Raw genomic sequence first — 18,622 nt, 5'->3', positions numbered from 1 at the left:
CAACAGCAAAACAAAATGGCCCTAATGTTTCACATGAAACATTAGGGCCATAAATCACAAAGGACGCACTACGAAAGAGGAGACTTCTTCGCAGTACCAACAGGTCGAGGTAAGGGAATAGAAGAATTACAGCTCTTCTCATACCGTAAAAGAACGCGGTGACCAAGATGCCTGGGTAACTCTAGTTCAGCATGTTCAACAAGCTGCAATCCACAAATCTTTGCAGCCTTCTTACCAGAAGAAAGCTCTTCATCGCTAGGATTGCCCTTACTCACAACCAAGCTACCGCCAATAGTTAGGAGCGGAGCGGCATACTCAACAAGCACTGGCAGTGAGGACATGGCGCGCGCTGTCACAACAGCAAACTCACCACAACGCTCAGAGGCAAAGGACTCAACACGGTCCTGCACAGCAACGCATCGGTCAGAGAGCCCAAGCTTAGCAATAAACCCATCAACAGCCTTAACCTTCTTGCCAACAGAATCAAGTAGCGTAAAAGACCGCTCAGTAGCAAGGCAGAGAGGAATCCCTGGGAAGCCTGCACCAGTTCCCATATCCAGAACAGCACCCTCAACACATGAATCAATACAAGGCAGCAAGGTAAGCGAATCGAGAATGTGAAGCACGAGAGCATCATGAACATCAACAATCCGTGTGAGGTTCATGACCTTGTTGGCTTCAAGTACAAGCATGAGATGCTCAACACAACCTTCAGCAACCTCACGCGAGATGCAAAGACCAGACTCATCGCCAAGCCCAAGCAACTCATCAACAAGCTCCTTGGAATCAACCTCAAGAATAAGATCAAGAGACTTAGACATGAGCAGCCACACTCCCATGACAGAAAACCACGAACCAGAAACTTCTGTCACAACGCAACAGAGACAAAAAGAAAGGGGCACCAACCGGCGCCCCTCAAGCATACCGTATCTAACCAGATGCTAGAGCGGAACAACCACCACATGACGCTCAGGATCAACACCCTCAGAATGCGTCTCAACCCGAGCGTTGTCACGCAGGGCAAGGTGCACCAAGCGGCGCTCATACGCAGTCATAGGAGCAAGACTTACCGGAGTCTGCTGGCGGATAGCGCGGCCGGCAGCACGCTCGGCCATCTCGATAACCTTATCATGGCGACGGCTCTTGTAGCCCTCGATATCAACCATAACCGGGAAGCGGAAGCCGAGTTTGCGGCTCACCAGCAGAGAGAACATCGTCTGGAGCGACTCAAGCGTACGCCCATGTCGGCCGATCAACACCGCAAGGTTGGGAGCGGTCACATCGAGAATGACCTCACCGTCGTCACCCTCGTACTCGTCGATGGGCGAGTCAGCGGCATCAAAGTGACCGAGCAGCTCACGAAGGATCGATACGGCAAGGTCAACGATCGTATCGGTCTCCTCGTCGGTAAGCTCTTCACCAGCCTTGTACTTAGCTGCAAGCTCGGCATACGGGCTTACGACCTCAGACTCAACGGCAGTAACCTCGACCGTCTCGTCCGAAGGGGAGACGGTATCCTCAGCCACCTCGACCTCTTCAACCAGCTCGGACATGTGCACCTCACAATAGTTAGGTACCTTATTACCAGTCAGACCCCAAGCACAACAGACAGGGTCAAACGGAACGGTACCGGTATCGGCAAGACAACAGCAGTATAAACAAAAAGGACGGCCACCCGTAGACAGCCGTCCCCCAACGCACGCTAGTGCTTCTTGTGCGGGCGCGCCTTGCGCTCGCGACGCACCACATCGACCTCGATGGGCGCATTTGCCAGGCGCTCCTCTTCCTCGGCCTTAGCCTTGTCGATCACGCGCTGCGTGATGAAGAGCTGCTGCACCACCTGCCACGCCGTAGAGACGTCGTAGTAGAGCAGCACGCCCGCGGGCAGACCCCAGCCGATAAAGAGCATCATGATGGCCATGACAACCGAGGTGGTGCGCATGGTCGAGGCCTGGGCGCCCGTCTGGTTGCGCGACATGTAGAGCTGCGGAATGAGCGTGAGCACCGCAAAGAGAATGAGCGAGATGAGGTACGGCAGAGCCGTCATAAAGCCCTCGCTCATGGTGCCCGCCGGAGTAGCGGTAAGGTCGGGCAGGATGTTGTAGAACGAGAACGTGTTGCCCTTAAAATAGGTGGGCAGGTTCTGCAGCAGGGTAAAGAGCGCAAACAGGATGGGCATCTGAATGAGCAGGGGCAGGCAGCCGCCGAGCGGGCTGAACTTGTTCTCGGAGTAGAACCTCTGCATCTCCTCGTTCATGCGCTGCGGGTCGTCGGCATAGCGCTCCTGGATCTCTTGCAGCTTGGGCTGGAGCACCTGCATGCGCGCCGTCGACTTGGTCGACTTGAGCATGAGCGGCGTCAGCAGCAGACGCACAATGAGCACCAGGATGATGATCGAGAGGCCCCAGTCGACCGCGAAGCTCTGAATGAGTCGCAGGACCTCAAAAAGAATGTTGACGATCCAATCCCACATAATGGTTTTCCTCCGTGTGCCCGTCCCTTACGGAACGGGATCGTAGCCGCCCGCGTGGAACGGGTTGCACCGCAGAATGCGGCGCACGGCCAGGAACATGCCGTATACGATACCGTGTCGCGCGATGGCCTGGATGGCGTACTGCGAGCACGTCGGCGTGTAGATGCAGGCATCCGGCAGCAGCGGCGAGATAAAGCGCTGGTAAAAGCGGATGGGTGCGATGGCACACCGGCGCAACCAAGAGACGCTAGCCGGCATGGCGTGCGCCCGCCCGGTTGCAGAGCGACGTAAGGGCCGCCGTGAGCGAGGCGGGTGCGGCCGTGGCCGTGCCGCGCGTGGCAAAAAGAATGACCTCCTTGCCGGCGAGAGGAAGCCCGCAGGCGCGGGCGCACTCGCGCATAACCCGCTTGGAGCGGTTCCGAAAGACGGCATTACCCAGACGCTTTGGAGCAGCGAAGGCGACCCGCCCTGGGCCGCCTTCGCTCTGAGAATCAAGTATCACCATGCGCATCAGGGGATGGTTGTACCGCCGTCCCTGGGAATACACGCGCTCAAAGTCCGAACGAGACTTGATGGTCTTCATACGGAACCTAGCGAGTGCCCTAGACGGTGAGGCGCTTGCGACCCTTGGCGCGACGACGGGCGAGAACGGCGCGGCCGCCCTTGGTGGCCATACGGGCACGGAAGCCGTGGGTCTTGGCGCGCTTGCGCTTGTTAGGCTGATAGGTACGCTTCATGGTTGCAATCCTCCTGCTGCGTTTCTAGCATGCGTACATGCGATTTGTGCACGTGAGCTTTCAGATTGTAGGGAATACCCGCGCGCGATGTCAACAAATCTTCGCAGGTTATCGACAACTCATCACAGCAACGTGCAGGGCTTTTCTGAGTTTTGAGCACTGCAGGGTGAATCTTTCAGAACCTTTCTGAAGTTTTCCACAGGTTGTGCAAGGTATGTGTAAAACTTTTCAACGCTTTTCTTCACTTTTCAACAAGTTTTGAAAAGCTGTGGAAAGCTTTGAAAGCGTGCAGGCTACGCTACTATGGAGGACAACGAAGCACAGACGCACCAAAGGACCGAACACCATGGCTGAGGACTTCTACCCGTTCGTCGACCCCACCACGCCGGCGCCAGACAACACGCATCTTACAGGCGCCCCGAGCGCGGGCAGTGCCCCCGTGGCGTCGCAGGCCACCGAAGAACCGGCAGGAGCGCGACCTGGCGAGACGACGGTGCGGCCGGGGGATGCGGCAACCGGGCAGGCAGAGGCCGAGCTTGCGGCATACGCCACGCGCATCTCGGTCTACGACGACATGTTCTCGACCCCGCACGTGATCGTGATCGACCCGGCGCCGGTGCGTCCCTACCTCGAAGAAGTCACCAACACGGTCTACCGCCTTATGAAAGAGCAGGGCGGCTCGCTCTCGCTCATGGTGATCCGCGAGATCGTGGAGAACTTTATCCACGCGCACTTTGTGGAACCCATCATCTCGATCCTGGACGGCGGCAACACCGTCCGTTTTGCCGACCAAGGCCCGGGCATCGGCGACAAGGAGCGCGCCTTTGAGTTTGGCGTGACCTCGGCCGACCGCAACATGAAGCGCTATATCCGCGGCACGGGCTCCGGTCTGCCCATGGTGCAACAGTACCTTGAGGCGGCGGGTGGGGCCATCTCTATAGAGAACAACCTGGGCGGCGGCACGGTGGTTACCGTAAGCACCGATGCCGCGCGCGTGGCCGAGATCAAGCGCGCGGGCGGTCGAGGCGCTGCCGTGCGTCCGGGGGAGGACCCGCGCGTAGCGGCGCAAATGCCGGGCGCAGGAGCTCCCGCCGGCATGGCCGCGGGGTCGGCGGGAACTGCGGCCGGGATGATGCCCGCGGGAGCGGGAGCGGGCGTGCCTGACGGCGCGGGGGCCATGACGCCAGCCGGCATAGCGGCAGGGATGCCCGGCTCGCCGGCTGCGGGCGCGGGCTCGGGCGTAGAGGCCGCGTACCTCGCACCGGGCGCGTACCCGCCCGGCTACGCAGGCGCATATCCCCCGCAAAACCCCTACGGAGCCTACCCGTATCCTGGCTATGGTACCGGTGCCTACGCCGCAGGAGCCTATCCCGCGGCCACCTGGCCCGGCGCCGAGGCCGCGCCGGGTACAGTGGGCTCCTACCCCGCACAACCCTATGCTGCGCCGGGCTACCCGGGCGCTGACATGGCACCGGTCCCCGGATATCCCATGCCGCCCGCCGGTTTTCCCCAGCAGGGCCGCGAGTTTTCCACAACCGCGCCGTACCCCGGCTATCCTGCGGCAACGCCGCAAGCGGCACCGGGTGCCCTAGAGCCCGTAGGCGAGCTCATCGTGAGCGACCGCGGCAAGCTCGCCCTCTCCTACCTGCTCGAACACGGTCACGCCGGCCCCTCGGAGCTCACCGGGGCCTACGGCCAGTCGGGCCCCACCTGGTCGCGCGAGCTTGCTACACTGGGCAAGCGCGGGTTCACCGTCAAGCAGGGGCAGAAATACTATCTCACCGAGCTCGGCGCCAACTGGGCTCGCGCACACGCGTAAGGAGGCTGAGGGGCAGTGGAAAACGAAGCGCAGATGATCCTCGACGACACCATCTCGTTCTGCGAGCGGGACGGCGTCGACGCGCGCCTCATCAACATGCTCCGGCAGTCCCGCGGCCGCGAGCTCACCGACACGACCCTCACCGTCGAGGCGCCGTCGCGCTTTGCCGGCGCCGCCCTCATGCGCCAGCGCGAGACCATCGAGCGCTACCTCGAGGAGATCGCCTTTGCGCCCATCGCGCTCAATGTGGTGACGGCGCTGCCGGCGGCCGGTGCGGCACCCGGTGACGTTTCACGGGAAACTTCACCGGGTGCCGCAGTGCCTGAGACACCCGTTGTGCCCCAGATGGCAGCAAATCCGCAGGATTCAGCTGATTCTGGGGTAACCGTTGCCCAAGTCGGCTCAACCCAGGCGCCGTTTTCCGCCGCAAACGCGGCAACAGGGAACGCACCCTTCGCCCCCGCACCGCCCATGAACCCCGCGAGCTCGGAGGTCCCCGTCGCGAGCTACGAATCGCCGGCACCCGCGCAGGCCGCGGGTATCGCAACCGCAACAGCCGCGCACCCCGCACCTCATCCGGCGGTAACCCCAACCATCCCCACCCCGGCCATCAGCCTCGCCAACCAAGACGAGACCCCTGCCGAGGCCGCGGGCGAGGGGCGCATCAACGTCACCAACACCATCAGCGCGAGCGACCTCAAGCGTCTCATGCAGACCATGAACCAGGGAGCCCCAGCGGTGCACCACCCCGCAGCGGTCCAATCCGCCGTCGCGGCCGGCGGCGCGCCCACAGCAGCCGCCACCAGCACGGGCGGCGCAGGGTCCTACCCCGCCGTGCCCCTCAACTCCAAATTTACCTTTGAGAACTTTGTCTACGGCGACGAGAACAAGCACGCCTACAACTCAGCCGTACGCTTTGCCGTAACCGCGGAGGACCCGGGCAGCTACAGCTCGCTTTTTATCTACGGCAAGTCGGGCCTGGGCAAAACGCACCTGCTCCTCGCCATCAAGAACTACCTCAACGAGAACTGCCCGCACCTCCGCGTCAAATACGCCAACAGCCAGGCCTACATCGACGACTTCATCAACGAGGTCGCCCTCCAAAAGGACGCGCACCGCGCGATCCTGCGCGACTACCACGACGCCGACGTGCTCATCATCGACGATATCCAGAACATCATCGGCAAGACGGCCTCGATCGACAACTTCTTTAGCCTGATGGACGAGTTCATCCGCAACAACAAGAAGGTTGCCATCGCCTCGGACCGCGCACCCAAGAACCTCGGCATGGACGAACGCCTGACCAGCCGCTTTAACGCCGGCATGCTCTGCTTGGTCTCGGAGCCGGGCTTTGAGATGAAGTTCATGATCTTAAAGCACTACTACGAGAACACCATCCTACCCGCCGCCGAGGAGTCAGCCGACGCAACGGCGGGTGCGGGCTCGCTCCTCTCGAGCATCCGCACAGGCGGCGGTCACCTCTCCGAGGAGGCCCTCAAGCACATGGCAAGCGTCTCGGGCACCAACATCCGTGAGCTCGAGAGCTTCTGCGAGCGCTGCGCGGGCGAGTCGTTTGAGCGCGAGCAGGAGGGCAAAACCCTCACCGGCGACGACATCGACCGCATCGCCAACGAGTACTTTGACTCGGCGCACAAGAAGATTAGCGTCGAGACGGTGCAGAAGGTGGTCGAGGACTTCTACCGCGTGAGCCACAACGACCTCATCGGCCCGCGGCGGCAGGCCGCCATCAAAAACGCCCGGCACGTGGCCGTCTACCTCACGCTCGACATGTGCGAGATGACGACCTCCATGGTGGGCGCAGCCTTTGGCGGGCGCGACCACACCACGGTGCTGCACTCCGTCAAGGTTATCGAGAAGCGGATGAAGGAGGACCGCAGCTTTGTGGACGACCTGCAGCAGCTGCGCAACAAGATCATTCTGCGGTCGTAACGCGGCGAAACGATGCAAAGCGGCTGGCCCCGGCCGCACGACAGAACAGGGACAGGCCGGTGGAAAGCGCGAGGAAAGGCGGGGAACAAACCGTGGAAAACCGATATGCTCTTGGGGAAAAGTTTTCCACCGAGCGCTCCCGTGGAAAACCAACCCGGTTCTCAACAGCGCCCGGTCGAAAAACTTTTGATGCCCCAGCTGGGCAAACGCAAGTAATCCCCACCATTAACCGACTTATTACTATCATTGGTTTTTAGAACTTATATATATAAAAGAAAGGCGCGCCATGAAGTTCACCGTAAGCCAGTCCTCACTCGCCGACGCGATCGCCACCGTCCAGAAGGGCATCGCCACCTCATCGACGCTCCCCATCCTCGCGGGCGTGCTCATTCGGGCGACGGACGGGGTGCTTGAGTTTCAGACTTCTAATTACACGACCTCCATCCGCCACCGCATCGCGGCGCACGTGGAGGAGCCGGGTGCCACGGTCATCCCGTGCAAGATGCTCTCGAACCTCATCAAGACCCTGCCCGACGCGGCCGTGGCGTTTGAGACGGTCGAGCGGCAGATTGCCATTACCTGCCAGAAGTCACACGTGCGCCTGAACACCCTTGACCCGGTGGACTTTCCGGAGTTTCCGGCGTACGCCATCGAGGCGAGCGTCGAGCTGCCGATGAACGTGCTGGCCGAGATGACCTCGCGCGTGTGGCGCGTCACCTCCACCGACAAGGCCCGCCCCATCCTCGGTGGCGTGCACATGACGGTGGAGAACAACACCCTGCGCCTGGTGGCGACCGACTCATTCCGCCTGGCCGTGTGCGACACGCAGGTCGAGACTTCCTCGCTCGAGGGCAGCTTTGAGATCAATATTCCGGCCGACGCCATGAACGACGCGCTCTCGATCATGCGCGACGAGCCGTCGATTCTGGTGGGCGCCACCGATACGCAGGTGGTGTTTGAGGCGGGCAACACCTGCTACGTCTCGCGCCGCCTGGAGGGCACCTACCCCAACTACAAGCAGCTCATCCCTACGTCGTGCGTGACGAGCGTCAAGATCGACGTCGAGTCGTTTAACGCGGCGCTCAAGCGCGTGGCCGTCATTGCGAGCAACAACCCCGCCGTTAAGATCGAGATCGACACCGAGGCCGGCACGCTCTCGCTCTCGAGCATCTCGGGCGACCAGGACCTCGCGCAGGAGACCATCGACGTGGAGGCCGAGGGCGAGTCGGGCACCATCGCCTTTAACTACCACTACATCTTTGGCTGCCTGAACGTGCTCAACCGCGAGAAGGAGATCACCCTCGAGCTCAAGAGCTACCAGGCTCCGGGCGTGTTCAAGAGCTACGACAAGATCAACTATCTCTATCTGGTCATGCCCGTCCGCATCTAATCGACGGACTGAGGCACCCAACCTCGACCCTCAAGCCTTCGGGCGCCGCACGAAGGCGTGCGCCCTCGGCTTTCGGGCCGATCTTGGGCACCTCAGCCGTCGGTTGTCGGTCCGCCGGGGCGCCGCGATTTGCGGCACCCCGGCGGACCTTGCGGGGTTGGTGGTTGAGGCGCGAATGGGTCATTTGGGGACGTGTTCCAAGTGACCCATGACTCGAAACGGACGGGGTTGTTTTGGGTCATGGCTCAAAACAACCCCGTCCCGTTTCGAGCCATGGAGAGGAGGTGTTGCGGTGATTTTTGCTCGGGAGCTTTCGGTGCGCGATTACCGAAACTTTGCGTCGTATACGCTTGAGCTAGCCGAGGGTGTGACGATTCTGGTGGGACGCAACGCGGTGGGCAAGACCAACCTCGTCGAGGCGCTGCAACTCCTCACCTCAGGTGCGAGCTTTAGGCGTCCCGCGCCCGCGGAGCTTGTGGCGGAGGGCGAGACGAGCTGCAAGCTCGCCCTGCGGCTCGAGGGCGAGGGGCGCGTCATCGACCTCGGCTGCGCCGTCCGCGAGGGCAAGCGTTCCTTTAGCCGCAACGGCAAAAAGTGCCGCGCTGCCGGCGTACGCGGCGTGGTGCCGAGCGTGCTCTTCTGCCCCGACGACCTCGACATGATCAAGCGCTCGGCCCGCGTTCGCCGCTCAGCGCTCGACGGCTTTGGCGTGCAGCTCAACGAGCAATACGCCCAGCTTCTCGGCGCCTACGAGCGGTTGGTCGAGCAGCGTAACGCCCTCCTCAAGGAGCGCTGGTGCACGCGCGAGATGCTTGCCGCCTGGAACGACTCGCTCGCCCAGACCGGCGCCTCGCTCCTTGTGCACCGCGTGGCGCTCCTCGCCCGCGTACGCGAGCGCTTTGTGGAGGCGTACGGGCGCATCGCGCCAGGGGAGCGGGTGGACATCTCCTACGAGTCCACCGTTGCACCCGCTGCTCCCGGGGCGCCCGGCGGTGCTGCGGCCCCCGCGCCCAACCTCTCCCGCGCGGAGCAAGCAGCGGCATGGAAGGCGGCCTTTCTCGCCGCGCTCGACGCCTCCTTTGAAGACGAGCTCCGCCGCGGCATCACACTCGTGGGCCCGCACCGCGACGAGATCCGCTTCTCCATCGATGGGCGTGACGCGCGGACCTTTGCCTCGCAGGGGCAGCAGCGCTCGCTTGTGCTTGCGTGGAAGGTGGCCGAGGTGGCCGTCACACGCGACATCTTGGGGCATCCGCCGCTGCTTCTGCTCGACGACGTGATGAGCGAGCTCGACGCCGAGCGCCGCGAGGCCTTTATGCACGGTATCGAAGACGAGGTCCAGACGGTCATCACCACCACCAACCTCGGGTATTTCTCGGACGCTATACTGAATCGTGCCAAGGTCGTACCAATCGGAGGGTGAGAATATGGGGACGGGTGCGTTTTTCTCAGTTTTGGGAAGAGGGGGCCTGGCCCCCTGTTCCCAAAACTGAGAAAAACGCACCCGTCCCCATATTCTCACCCCGCAGCGCAAGGAGGTGCGCATGGAGCTCAACGACTACCTCGACGCCGAGCGCCGGCGCATCCTCGGCGCTGCCTCGCCCGAGCGCCGCGAGCAGATGGCCCGTGCCGAGCAGTCGCGCTCGGTCTACCGCGCGTGGAACGCCGTCTGCGGCGGCACGCGCGAGGGCGAGCACGTAACGGGTCTGCGCTATCTGCCCGACACCAACGAGCTCCTCGTCTACCTCGACGCCCCCTCGTGGACGCAGGAAATGACCATGCTCCGCGAGATCATCCGTGCCCGCATGGAGCGCGAGGGCGTTATGCTCAGCGGGTTTCGCTTCAAGACCTCGCGCGAGGGCTACCCCCGCAAGAGCCACGCCCCGGTCGCCCGCCCCGGTACCAACACCCCCGCCGGAGCATCGCCAAAGACGCCCGTCGTGGGCACCGCGCCCGGCGCGCACGCTCCAGCGCCCTCCCTTGTCCCTCTCACCCCGGAGGAGGATGCCGCCCTCGATGCCGCCATGGCCCCCATCTCCGACGACCGACTCGCCCAAGCCCTCAAAAAGGCCATGAAGGCAAGCGCCGAGTGGAAAAAGACGCAAAACCCTTCAACGGGGGATTAACGGCAATCTGGTGGCCTTGTAGAACCTTTTGCACGGTATAGGGACGCCCTCATAAAACCGTTATCATAAATAAGATTGCACGAGCAGCGCTCAGTCGCGGCCCGTGGCGACGGACGGGAGCGCGCTTCCGTCCGTCGCCCGCGCACGGACAGGGCCTGGCAAAGGCCCGGCGTCGAGCGCCGCGCGAGGTATGTGGTAGGGAGAAAACGTGGCGAAAAAGAACGAGTACGGCGGCTCTGAGATTAAGATCCTCGAGGGTCTCGAGGCCGTGCGCAAGCGCCCGGGCATGTATATCGGCTCAACGAGCGCGAGCGGTCTGCACCACCTCGTGTGGGAGATCGTCGACAACTCCGTGGACGAGGCCATGGCCGGCTTCTGCACCAAGATCGAGGTCACGGTCCACGCCGACAACTCCATCACCGTGGTCGACAACGGTCGCGGCATCCCGGTCGACAAGCACCCGGTCAAGAAGATCCCCACGCTCGAGGTCGTCATGACGATCCTCCACGCGGGCGGTAAGTTCGACAACTCGGCCTACAAGGTCTCGGGCGGCCTGCACGGCGTGGGCGTCTCGGTGGTAAACGCGCTCTCCAAGAAGATGATCGTGCAGGTCAAGCGCGACGGCCACATCTACGAGATGCAGTTCAGCCGCGGCAAGACCACCCAGAAGATGAAGATCGTGGGCGACGCCAAGACCACCGGCACCACCACGACCTTCTGGCCGGACGACGAGATCTTTGAGACCACCGTCTACGACTACGAGACCCTGCGCAACCGCCTGCAGGAGACGGCGTTCCTCAACCGCAACCTCAAGATCGTCCTGCGCGACGAGCGCGAGCTCACCCCGCGCGTGGACGAGTTCTGCTACGAAGGCGGCATCGTGGACTTCGTCAAGTTTCTCAACGAGGGCAAAGAGATCCCCGACGGCCTCAAGCGCCCGATCTACCTCTCGGGCAAGAGCGAGCCCGACGCCCCAGCCGACAAGGTCGGCGAGGTCGAGGTGGCCCTGCAGTGGAACACCTCGTACTCCGAGAACGTCATGAGCTTTGCCAACGACATCTACACCCCCGAGGGTGGCATGCACCTCGAGGGCTTCCGCACGGCGCTCACCCGCGTGATCAACGACTACGCGCGCAAGCAGAACATGCTCAAGGAGAAGGACTCCAACCTCACCGGCGACGACGTGCGCGAGGGTCTCGCGGCCGTTATCTCGGTCAAGCTCGCCGACCCACAGTTTGAGGGCCAGACCAAGGCCAAGCTCGGCAGCTCCTTTATGCGCACGCTCACCCTCAAGGTGGTGACCGAGGGCCTCACCGACTATCTGGAGGAGCACCCTAAGGCCGCGCGCGAGATCGTCAAGAAGGCCCAGCAGGCCAGCAAGGCGCGCAACGCCGCCCGCAAGGCCCGCGAGGCCACGCGCCGCAAGAGCCTGCTCGAGACCGCGTCGCTTCCCGGCAAGCTCGCCGACTGCTCGGTGCGCGATGCCGAGATGACTGAGCTCTTCATTGTGGAGGGCGACTCCGCAGGCGGTTCGGCCAAGGATGGCCGCCGGCGCGACATTCAGGCGATTCTGCCCCTGCGCGGCAAGATCCTGAACGTCGAGCGCGTGGGCGACCACCGCGCGTTCTCGTCGGACACCATCCAGTCGCTCATCACGGCCATCGGCTGCGGCGTGACCACGAGCTCGGGCGAGGGCGGCGACTTTGACATCACCAAGGCGCGCTACCACAAGATCATTATCATGACGGATGCCGACGTCGACGGCGCGCACATCCGCATCCTGCTGCTCACGTTCTTCTACAAGTACATGCGCCCGCTCATCGACGCGGGCTACGTGTACGTGGCGTGCCCGCCGATCTTTGGCATCAAGGTGCGCAACAAGATTCACTACGTCTACCCCAACGGCCGCCAGCCCGAGGACGAGATTCTGCGTGAGACCATCCAGAGCCTCGGCCTCAACCCCGACGACGGCGACGACGCCGAGGCGGGCGCGGCCGGCAAGGTCACCAAGAAGCGCCGCGGCTACACCGTCCAGCGCTACAAGGGTCTGGGTGAGATGGACCCCAAGCAGCTCGCCTCGACCACGATGGACCCCAAGACGCGCATCCTGCAGCGGGTGACCATCGACGACGCCATGGCCGCAGACCGTGCAGTGCGCGAGCTCATGGGCAACCAGGTGGAGTATCGACGGGAGTACATCGAGAAGCACGCGCAGGACGCTCGGTACTTGGACGCGTGACGCGTCTTTCCCAGGCACCGCACCTCGGGGTTCAATCGTCGGTCGCCGCACGCAAGGCGTGCGCCCTCCTCTTTCACCCCGATCTGCGGCACCTGGAAAACCCGCGTCCAACCTAGGAGGTTGGTCTTGGTGACTCATTTGGGGACGGGGTTATTTTGAATGGGGCACTTGGAACACGTCCCCAAATGACCCACATGACGGTGACCACGATCTGAGTAGGAGGATTACGTGGCAGACGATATGAACAACGCGCCTGGCGCCGATACCGGCGGCGAGGGGCTTTCCGAGGACCTCAAGCGGCTCTTGGCCCGCGCCGAGGCTGACGACGAGGGCACCGACGTCTACGTGGAGGACGCCGAGGACGACGAGGAGTCGGAGGACGACGGCGAGCTCGAGGAGAGCTTTGGCACCGTCGAGCGCGGCGAGTCGGCCGGCGAGGACATCAACGGCGGCCAGCTCCAGATTTCGGAGTTCGGCCACGAGATGCGCCAGAGCTTCATCGAGTACTCGATGTCGGTCATCACGGCGCGCGCCCTGCCCGACGTGCGCGACGGCTTGAAGCCGGTGCACCGCCGCATCCTCTACGCGATGAACGAGAGCGGCATCTACCCCAACCGCCCGCACAAGAAGTCGGCCTGGACGGTCGGCGAGGTTATCGGTAAGTACCACCCGCACGGCGACTTCGCGGTCTACGACACGATGGTCCGCCTGGCGCAGTGGTTCAGCATGCGCACCCCGCTCATCGACGGTCACGGCAACTTCGGCAACATCGACGGCGACGGTGCCGCGGCCATGCGCTACACCGAGAGCCGTCTGGCGCGTCCGGCCATGGAGCTCCTGCGCGACCTCCAGAAGGACACCGTCGACTGGCAGCCCAACTACGACGAGTCGCTCGCCGAGCCGCAGGTGCTGCCGGCGCGTTTCCCCAACCTGCTCGTCAACGGCTCTTCGGGTATCGCCGTGGGTATGGCCACCAACATCCCGCCGCACAACCTCACCGAGGCCGTCGAGGCCACCTGCTACCTCATCGACCACCCGGACGCCACGGTCGACGAGCTCATGCAGATCATGCCCGGCCCGGACTTTCCCACCGGCGCGGTCATCATGGGCTCCGACGGCATCCGTCAGGCCTACGAGACCGGTCGCGGCTCGATCACCGTGCGCGCCAAGGCGCACGTGGAGTCCACCAAGACCGGCCGCAACCGCCTCGTCTTTACCGAGATTCCCTACCAGGTCAACAAGGGCACGCTGCAGGAGAAAATCGCCCAGCTCGTAAACGAGAAGCGCATCGAGGGCATCTCCGACATGCGCGACGAGTCCACGCAGAAGGGCATCCGCCTCGTCATCGAGCTCAAGAAGGGCGTTATCCCGCAGGTCGTCCTCAACAACCTCTACAAGTTCACCTCGCTGCAGACGACCTTTGGCGCCAACAACCTGGCGCTCGTGGACGGCGTGCCCAAGTGCCTGTCGCTCCCGCAGATGTTGCGTTACTACATCGACCACCAGGTCGACGTGGTCACCCGCCGCACCCGCTACGACCTCAAGAAGGCCCAGGCTCGCGCGCACATCCTCGAGGGCTACCTCATGGCGCTCGACCACATCGACGAGGTCATCAGCATCATCCGTTCCTCCCAGACCGACAGCGAGGCGAGCGAGCGGCTCATCGCGCGCTTTGGCTTTACGCCCGAGCAGACGAGCGCCATCCTCGAGATGCGCCTGCGCCGCCTGACCGGTCTCGAGCGCAACAAGATCGAGGAGGAGCTGGCGGGCCTGCGCCAGGCCATCGCCTACTACGAGGACCTGCTTGCGCACGAGGAGAAGATCCTCGGCGTGATCAAGGACGAGATGCGCGAGATCTCCAAGAAGTACGGCGACAAGCGCCGCACCGAGATTCGCGCCGCCGAGAAGGACCTCGACGTGGAGGACCTTATCGCCGACGAGGACATGGTCGTGACGATTACCCACACCGGCTACGTTAAGCGCATCCCGGTGGCCGCGTACCGCGCGCAGAAGCGCGGCGGCAAGGGCGTCTCGGGCGTGAGCCTCAAAGAGGACGACGTCATCTCGGAGATGTTTATCGCCTCGACCCACGAGTACGTGCTCTTCTTCTCCAACCGCGGCAAGGTGTACCGCCTCAAGGTGCACGAGCTGCCGGTGGGCACGCGCCAGGCGCGCGGCACGGCGATTGTGAACCTGCTGCCGTTTGAGGACGGCGAGAAGATCGCGAGCGTTATCAGCTGCCGCGAGTTCCCCGACAACGAGTACCTGCTGTTTGCCACCAAGAGCGGCATGGTCAAAAAGACGGTGATGAGCGCCTACGACCGCTCGAGGCGCGACGGCATCATCGCCATCAACCTCAAGGCGGGCGACGCGCTGCTCGACGTGCGTCGCGTGCGCGAGGGCGACCGCGTGATCATGGCCACCACCGAGGGCAAGGCCATCATGTTTGAGGAGGACCAGGTCCGCGCGACCGGCCGTGACACCTCGGGCGTACTGGGCATTCGCATGAAGGGCGACGCGCAGGTGCTGGGGATGGAGATCTCCAACGGGCGCGGCGACCTGTTTGTGATCACCGAGCGCGGCTTTGGCAAGCGCACCCCGGTGGCCGACTACCCACTTCAGCACCGCGGCGGCCAGGGCGTCTACACGATCCAGATGACCGACCGCAAGGGCAAGCTCGCCGCCATGAAGACGGTGGGGCCGCAGCACGAGCTGTTCATCATCACGGAGGGCGCGACGGTGATTCGCGTCAAGACCGACGAGATCAGCCAGACCGGCCGCGCCACGCAGGGCGTAAAGATGATGAGCGTGGCCGACGGAGACCGCGTGACGGCTGTGGCGCGTATGACGAGCGCCAAGAAGAAGCCGGCCCGGGCCGCTGCGGTGGCCGAGGGCCAGGAGGCGCTCGACCTCGGTGCGCTCGATGCCGCGGGCGAGGAGGACCATGTGGACATCGGCGCGGGCGATACGGGCCTTGAGGACCTGCTCGAGGAGTAGCGCTGCGCGCGGATAGCTGCGACGAGGGGTGTTCTGGCTTGGTGCCGGGGCGCCCCTCGTTTTTGCGCGCGACGGCGGGTGCTGGACGCTGCCAGGTCTCGTGGGCTGGCTAGTTGGGTACGGTTGGCTGGTCAGGACGCTCGTTTCGGTTCGATATGGCCTGCAAGTTTGGCTGGAACGCACCGTGCGAGAAACTCGACCCCCGATGTGAGTGCATCTTTTGGGAACCTTGAGTAGACCGACGGTTTTCGTCCTCTTTTGCCCGGAAAACCCCAGGTGAGCACTTTACTAAAATAAAGTACTACTCCGAGATTTGAAAAGATGCACTCACATCAGGGGTCGAGTTTTCCGAGACGGCCTGCCGGGCGGCGAAAGTCTAGAAATCGTCGGGCGAGAGTGTCTGGACAAACTGGTCAAACTGCCGGAGCTCGTCCTCGGCGGCGTTGGCGTCGTGATGGCGGACGATGGTGCCGGCGCGGTTCATGACGTCATCCTCAACGTAGATGGGCGCGTTGGCGCGGACGGCGAGGGCGATGGCGTCGCTTGGGCGCGCGTCGACCGCGACCTCGCGGGTAGCGCCGTCGTCGGTGGGCGTGGAGAGCACGAGCCGCGCGTAGAAGATCGGCGCGTCGACCCGGTTGACCTCGGCGCGCTCGAGCTTGACGCCGAGCTGATCGAGCGTGTTGACAAAGAGGTCGTGCGTGATGGGGCGGTTCTGCTGCGAGCTGTCGAGCCCACGGCTGATGGAGGCCGCCTCGTACGAGCCGGTCTGGATGGAGAGCGCGCGTCGCGGTGCGCCGTCGGCCTCGGCATCCTTGCGTTCCCGGAGCACGATGAGCGACGGAACGGGCCCGGAGGCCATTACGATGGTCTCGATATCAACACGAATCATGATGGCACCTCCCGTACCCGTTGGTTTATTGCGCTGACTGCGCGTCGGCGTTGCCTGCGGCCCCCGCGGCGACAACGCGCTTGCAGGACCGCCCGGCCCCGGAACCGCGCAAATCGATACGCTATGATACCCAAAACCCAACGCCCAAGTGCCTTTCCACGGGCTTTTCATGTGCGGGGTGGTCTGGTGCGCGCGAGGACTAAAATAACCTAGGTGAATACAAAACGCACTCGCCGATAAGCCTTGTGGCATATCGAGCGGTCATCCATAGCTAGCAGAAGGGGAGCCTGCATGGCGTATCAACAACGTCGCAACGCCTGCATACCAGATACTGGTGCTTCCTCTCCCGAGGTGCCGCTTGTGCGCTCCGCAAGTGGGACCATGGCAGGTAGGGCCCTCGAGCTTGTGTTAGCTGGCTGCGTGGTGCTCTTCTTGGCTGTCACGTCGTTTGCCACACTGGTGTGCACGAGCACCTATCCCGATTATTCTGGCGCCTACAGCCTTTCTTTTACGACGGCCCCCATCGCCATCATCTCCATGGTCCTCATTGTTGGTTTCATCTGGATACTTTGCAAAATGGGGCTGCTCGATCGCATTGATGAGCGTCGGTTTGCCCTGCTGCTCGCGGGATACACGTTGCTCGCCGGTGTGGCGTGGGCGGTACTCGCGGACGTCTGGCCTGATTGGGATTCGGGCGCATTGTTTGACGCGGGTAGAACCTTTGGCGAGCAAGGGGTCCACTACTACGAGCCGGGCAGGTATGTGGAGCGCTTCCCGTATCAGATGACCTACGTGATGGTGATCCACGCGATGTCCCTCATCACGAGTCATTATTACGCGGCCATGGAGGTGCTCAACGCCTTGTTTACCGCTTGGCTCGCATACCTCATCGCTGCCATCGCGCGCGAAGTGTTTCAGAATCGGCGTATCACCAATATCTGCATCGTGCTGCAGTTTTTGTATCTGCCGCCGATCTTCTACACGACGTTTGCCTATCCCAACATGATTTCTCTGGCATTTGCGGCATTTGCCATGCTCTGTCAGGTTAAGCTGATTCGCGCTTATGAGGGCCACCGCTCCGGCGGCCAAAAGCTGTGTCCGAAGCGCGCGACATATGCGGTGGGCTTTTGCCTGGGGTGCGCGTTCTCCTACCTGTTCAAATCGAGCATGCTGCTCGCACTTGTGGCCATGGGTGTTGTGTGGGTGGTATATGCCGTGCGCTGGCTAAAGGTGACCCCTCTAATCGTGGTCCTCGCAATGGCGGGTGCGTGTGCGCTGAGCGTCATGGCGGTTAACGGCTACGTTGAGTATAAGACCGGTATCAGCACCTCTCGGAGCATGCCCTCGTCGGCGTATATCTCTATGGGCCTCGACCTCGAGACGACGGGTTGGTACAACGGATTTCTCTGGTCGCTCGATAACGGCGACGAGACAACCTATGACCCCGAGGCGTACGACGCGGCCGCCCTCGCGGAGATTCGCGGGTCGATCGAAACGCTGCTTGCCGATTCCGCTTTTGCGGCAGCGTTTTTTGCGGAGAAATACTGCTCAGAATGGTGCGATCCAACCTCGGAGTCGTTGCTGGCGAGCAATTGGAGTCATGCTTCGCCCGGGGTCGATGTAATGTCTGAGCGTCCCCTGATCCCACTTGTGCGCGCGGTGTACTATGGGCCGCTTCACGAGGCGATCGTGGCGCTGCTCGACGGCATGCAGACGCTCATTATGGGCGGGTCGCTTGTTGCAGTTGTGGCGGGCATCCGTGCGCGCCGGCGTACCAATGCTCAGGGGTGGCCGTTGCAGATCGGCGATATGGCTCCCCTGTTGTATGCCGCGGGATTGGGCCTTTTCTACCTCGTTTGGGAGGCCAAGGCTCAGTACACGCTTCCCGCTTATATTGTGCTCATTCCGTTTGCGGCGGCTGCGGTGTCATATCTTATTCAGGCGGTGGACCATCTCCGGAGGCCTCGCAGCGAGTCGATTGAAGAAGTGGAGTAACGGA

The 18,622-nt window shown here is 62.7% G+C and carries 15 protein-coding genes; 8 read left to right on the top strand and 7 right to left on the bottom strand.

Going from position 1 to position 18,622, the window contains the following annotated elements:
• Positions 1-68 precede the first annotated feature (68 nt).
• From rsmG to rpmH, 6 genes are all read right to left on the bottom strand, one after another.
• Positions 69-821, bottom strand: a complete 753-nt coding sequence (rsmG, locus tag B5G20_RS07720; protein ID WP_087356340.1) for a 16S rRNA (guanine(527)-N(7))-methyltransferase RsmG — start codon at positions 819-821, stop codon at positions 69-71.
• 120 nt (positions 822-941) lie between these two features.
• Positions 942-1,553, bottom strand: coding sequence for a R3H domain-containing nucleic acid-binding protein (locus tag B5G20_RS07715; protein WP_087356339.1), 612 nt, complete (start codon positions 1,551-1,553; stop codon positions 942-944).
• A 149-nt stretch (positions 1,554-1,702) separates the two neighbouring features.
• On the bottom strand, positions 1,703-2,473 hold the full coding sequence (locus tag B5G20_RS07710; RefSeq protein WP_087356338.1) for a YidC/Oxa1 family membrane protein insertase: 771 nt from the start codon (positions 2,471-2,473) through the stop codon (positions 1,703-1,705).
• Between the two features lie 27 nt (positions 2,474-2,500).
• Positions 2,501-2,731 (bottom strand): membrane protein insertion efficiency factor YidD, encoded by a 231-nt coding sequence (gene yidD, locus B5G20_RS10475; RefSeq protein ID WP_204207719.1) that lies wholly within the window; start codon positions 2,729-2,731, stop codon positions 2,501-2,503.
• Complete coding sequence (gene rnpA, locus B5G20_RS07700) at positions 2,721-3,056, bottom strand: ribonuclease P protein component (protein WP_087356336.1); 336 nt, start codon at positions 3,054-3,056, stop codon at positions 2,721-2,723. Before rnpA ends, yidD begins: the two co-directional genes overlap by 11 nt.
• 19 nt (positions 3,057-3,075) lie before the next feature.
• Positions 3,076-3,210 carry a 50S ribosomal protein L34 gene (gene rpmH / locus B5G20_RS07695; RefSeq protein WP_019127408.1) on the bottom strand — a complete coding sequence of 45 codons (135 nt, stop codon included), beginning with the start codon at positions 3,208-3,210 and terminating at the stop codon, positions 3,076-3,078.
• 346 nt (positions 3,211-3,556) lie between these two features.
• Between rpmH and B5G20_RS07690 the strand changes: the two genes are divergently transcribed.
• The 7 genes from B5G20_RS07690 (at position 3,557) to gyrA (ending at position 15,731) form a co-directional block, all read left to right on the top strand.
• The gene (locus B5G20_RS07690) at positions 3,557-5,029 is read left to right on the top strand and encodes an ATP-binding protein (protein WP_087356335.1); all 1,473 of its coding nucleotides are present in this window, start codon (positions 3,557-3,559) and stop codon (positions 5,027-5,029) included.
• 15 nt (positions 5,030-5,044) lie between these two features.
• Complete coding sequence (locus B5G20_RS07685) at positions 5,045-6,979, top strand: DnaA/Hda family protein (protein ID WP_239286926.1); 1,935 nt, start codon at positions 5,045-5,047, stop codon at positions 6,977-6,979.
• A 286-nt stretch (positions 6,980-7,265) separates the two neighbouring features.
• Complete coding sequence (gene dnaN, locus B5G20_RS07680) at positions 7,266-8,369, top strand: DNA polymerase III subunit beta (RefSeq protein ID WP_087356334.1); 1,104 nt, start codon at positions 7,266-7,268, stop codon at positions 8,367-8,369.
• 292 nt (positions 8,370-8,661) lie between these two features.
• The gene (gene recF, locus B5G20_RS07675) at positions 8,662-9,792 is read left to right on the top strand and encodes a DNA replication and repair protein RecF (RefSeq protein ID WP_239286925.1); all 1,131 of its coding nucleotides are present in this window, start codon (positions 8,662-8,664) and stop codon (positions 9,790-9,792) included.
• Between the two features lie 121 nt (positions 9,793-9,913).
• The gene (locus B5G20_RS07670; RefSeq protein WP_239286924.1) at positions 9,914-10,495 is read left to right on the top strand and encodes a DciA family protein; all 582 of its coding nucleotides are present in this window, start codon (positions 9,914-9,916) and stop codon (positions 10,493-10,495) included.
• A 208-nt stretch (positions 10,496-10,703) separates the two neighbouring features.
• Entirely contained in the window at positions 10,704-12,734 is a 2,031-nt protein-coding gene (gene gyrB / locus B5G20_RS07665) for a DNA topoisomerase (ATP-hydrolyzing) subunit B (RefSeq protein ID WP_087356332.1), read from the top strand.
• A 240-nt stretch (positions 12,735-12,974) separates the two neighbouring features.
• The gene (gene gyrA, locus B5G20_RS07660) at positions 12,975-15,731 is read left to right on the top strand and encodes a DNA gyrase subunit A (protein WP_087356440.1); all 2,757 of its coding nucleotides are present in this window, start codon (positions 12,975-12,977) and stop codon (positions 15,729-15,731) included.
• A 376-nt stretch (positions 15,732-16,107) separates the two neighbouring features.
• On the opposite strand, the gene B5G20_RS07655 is transcribed toward gyrA, so the two are convergent.
• Positions 16,108-16,623 carry a bifunctional nuclease family protein gene (locus B5G20_RS07655; RefSeq protein WP_087356331.1) on the bottom strand — a complete coding sequence of 172 codons (516 nt, stop codon included), beginning with the start codon at positions 16,621-16,623 and terminating at the stop codon, positions 16,108-16,110.
• A 432-nt stretch (positions 16,624-17,055) separates the two neighbouring features.
• On the opposite strand from B5G20_RS07655, the gene B5G20_RS07650 reads away from it, so the two are divergent.
• Positions 17,056-18,618 carry a hypothetical protein gene (locus B5G20_RS07650; RefSeq protein WP_158094423.1) on the top strand — a complete coding sequence of 521 codons (1,563 nt, stop codon included), beginning with the start codon at positions 17,056-17,058 and terminating at the stop codon, positions 18,616-18,618.
• Positions 18,619-18,622: the final 4 nt, after the last annotated feature.

The sequence above is a fragment of the Collinsella sp. An7 genome (genome assembly GCF_002159335.1).
In the GTDB taxonomy this organism is placed as follows: Bacteria; Actinomycetota; Coriobacteriia; order Coriobacteriales; family Coriobacteriaceae; genus Coprousia.
This window is presented reverse-complemented; position numbering and strand designations above follow the sequence as displayed.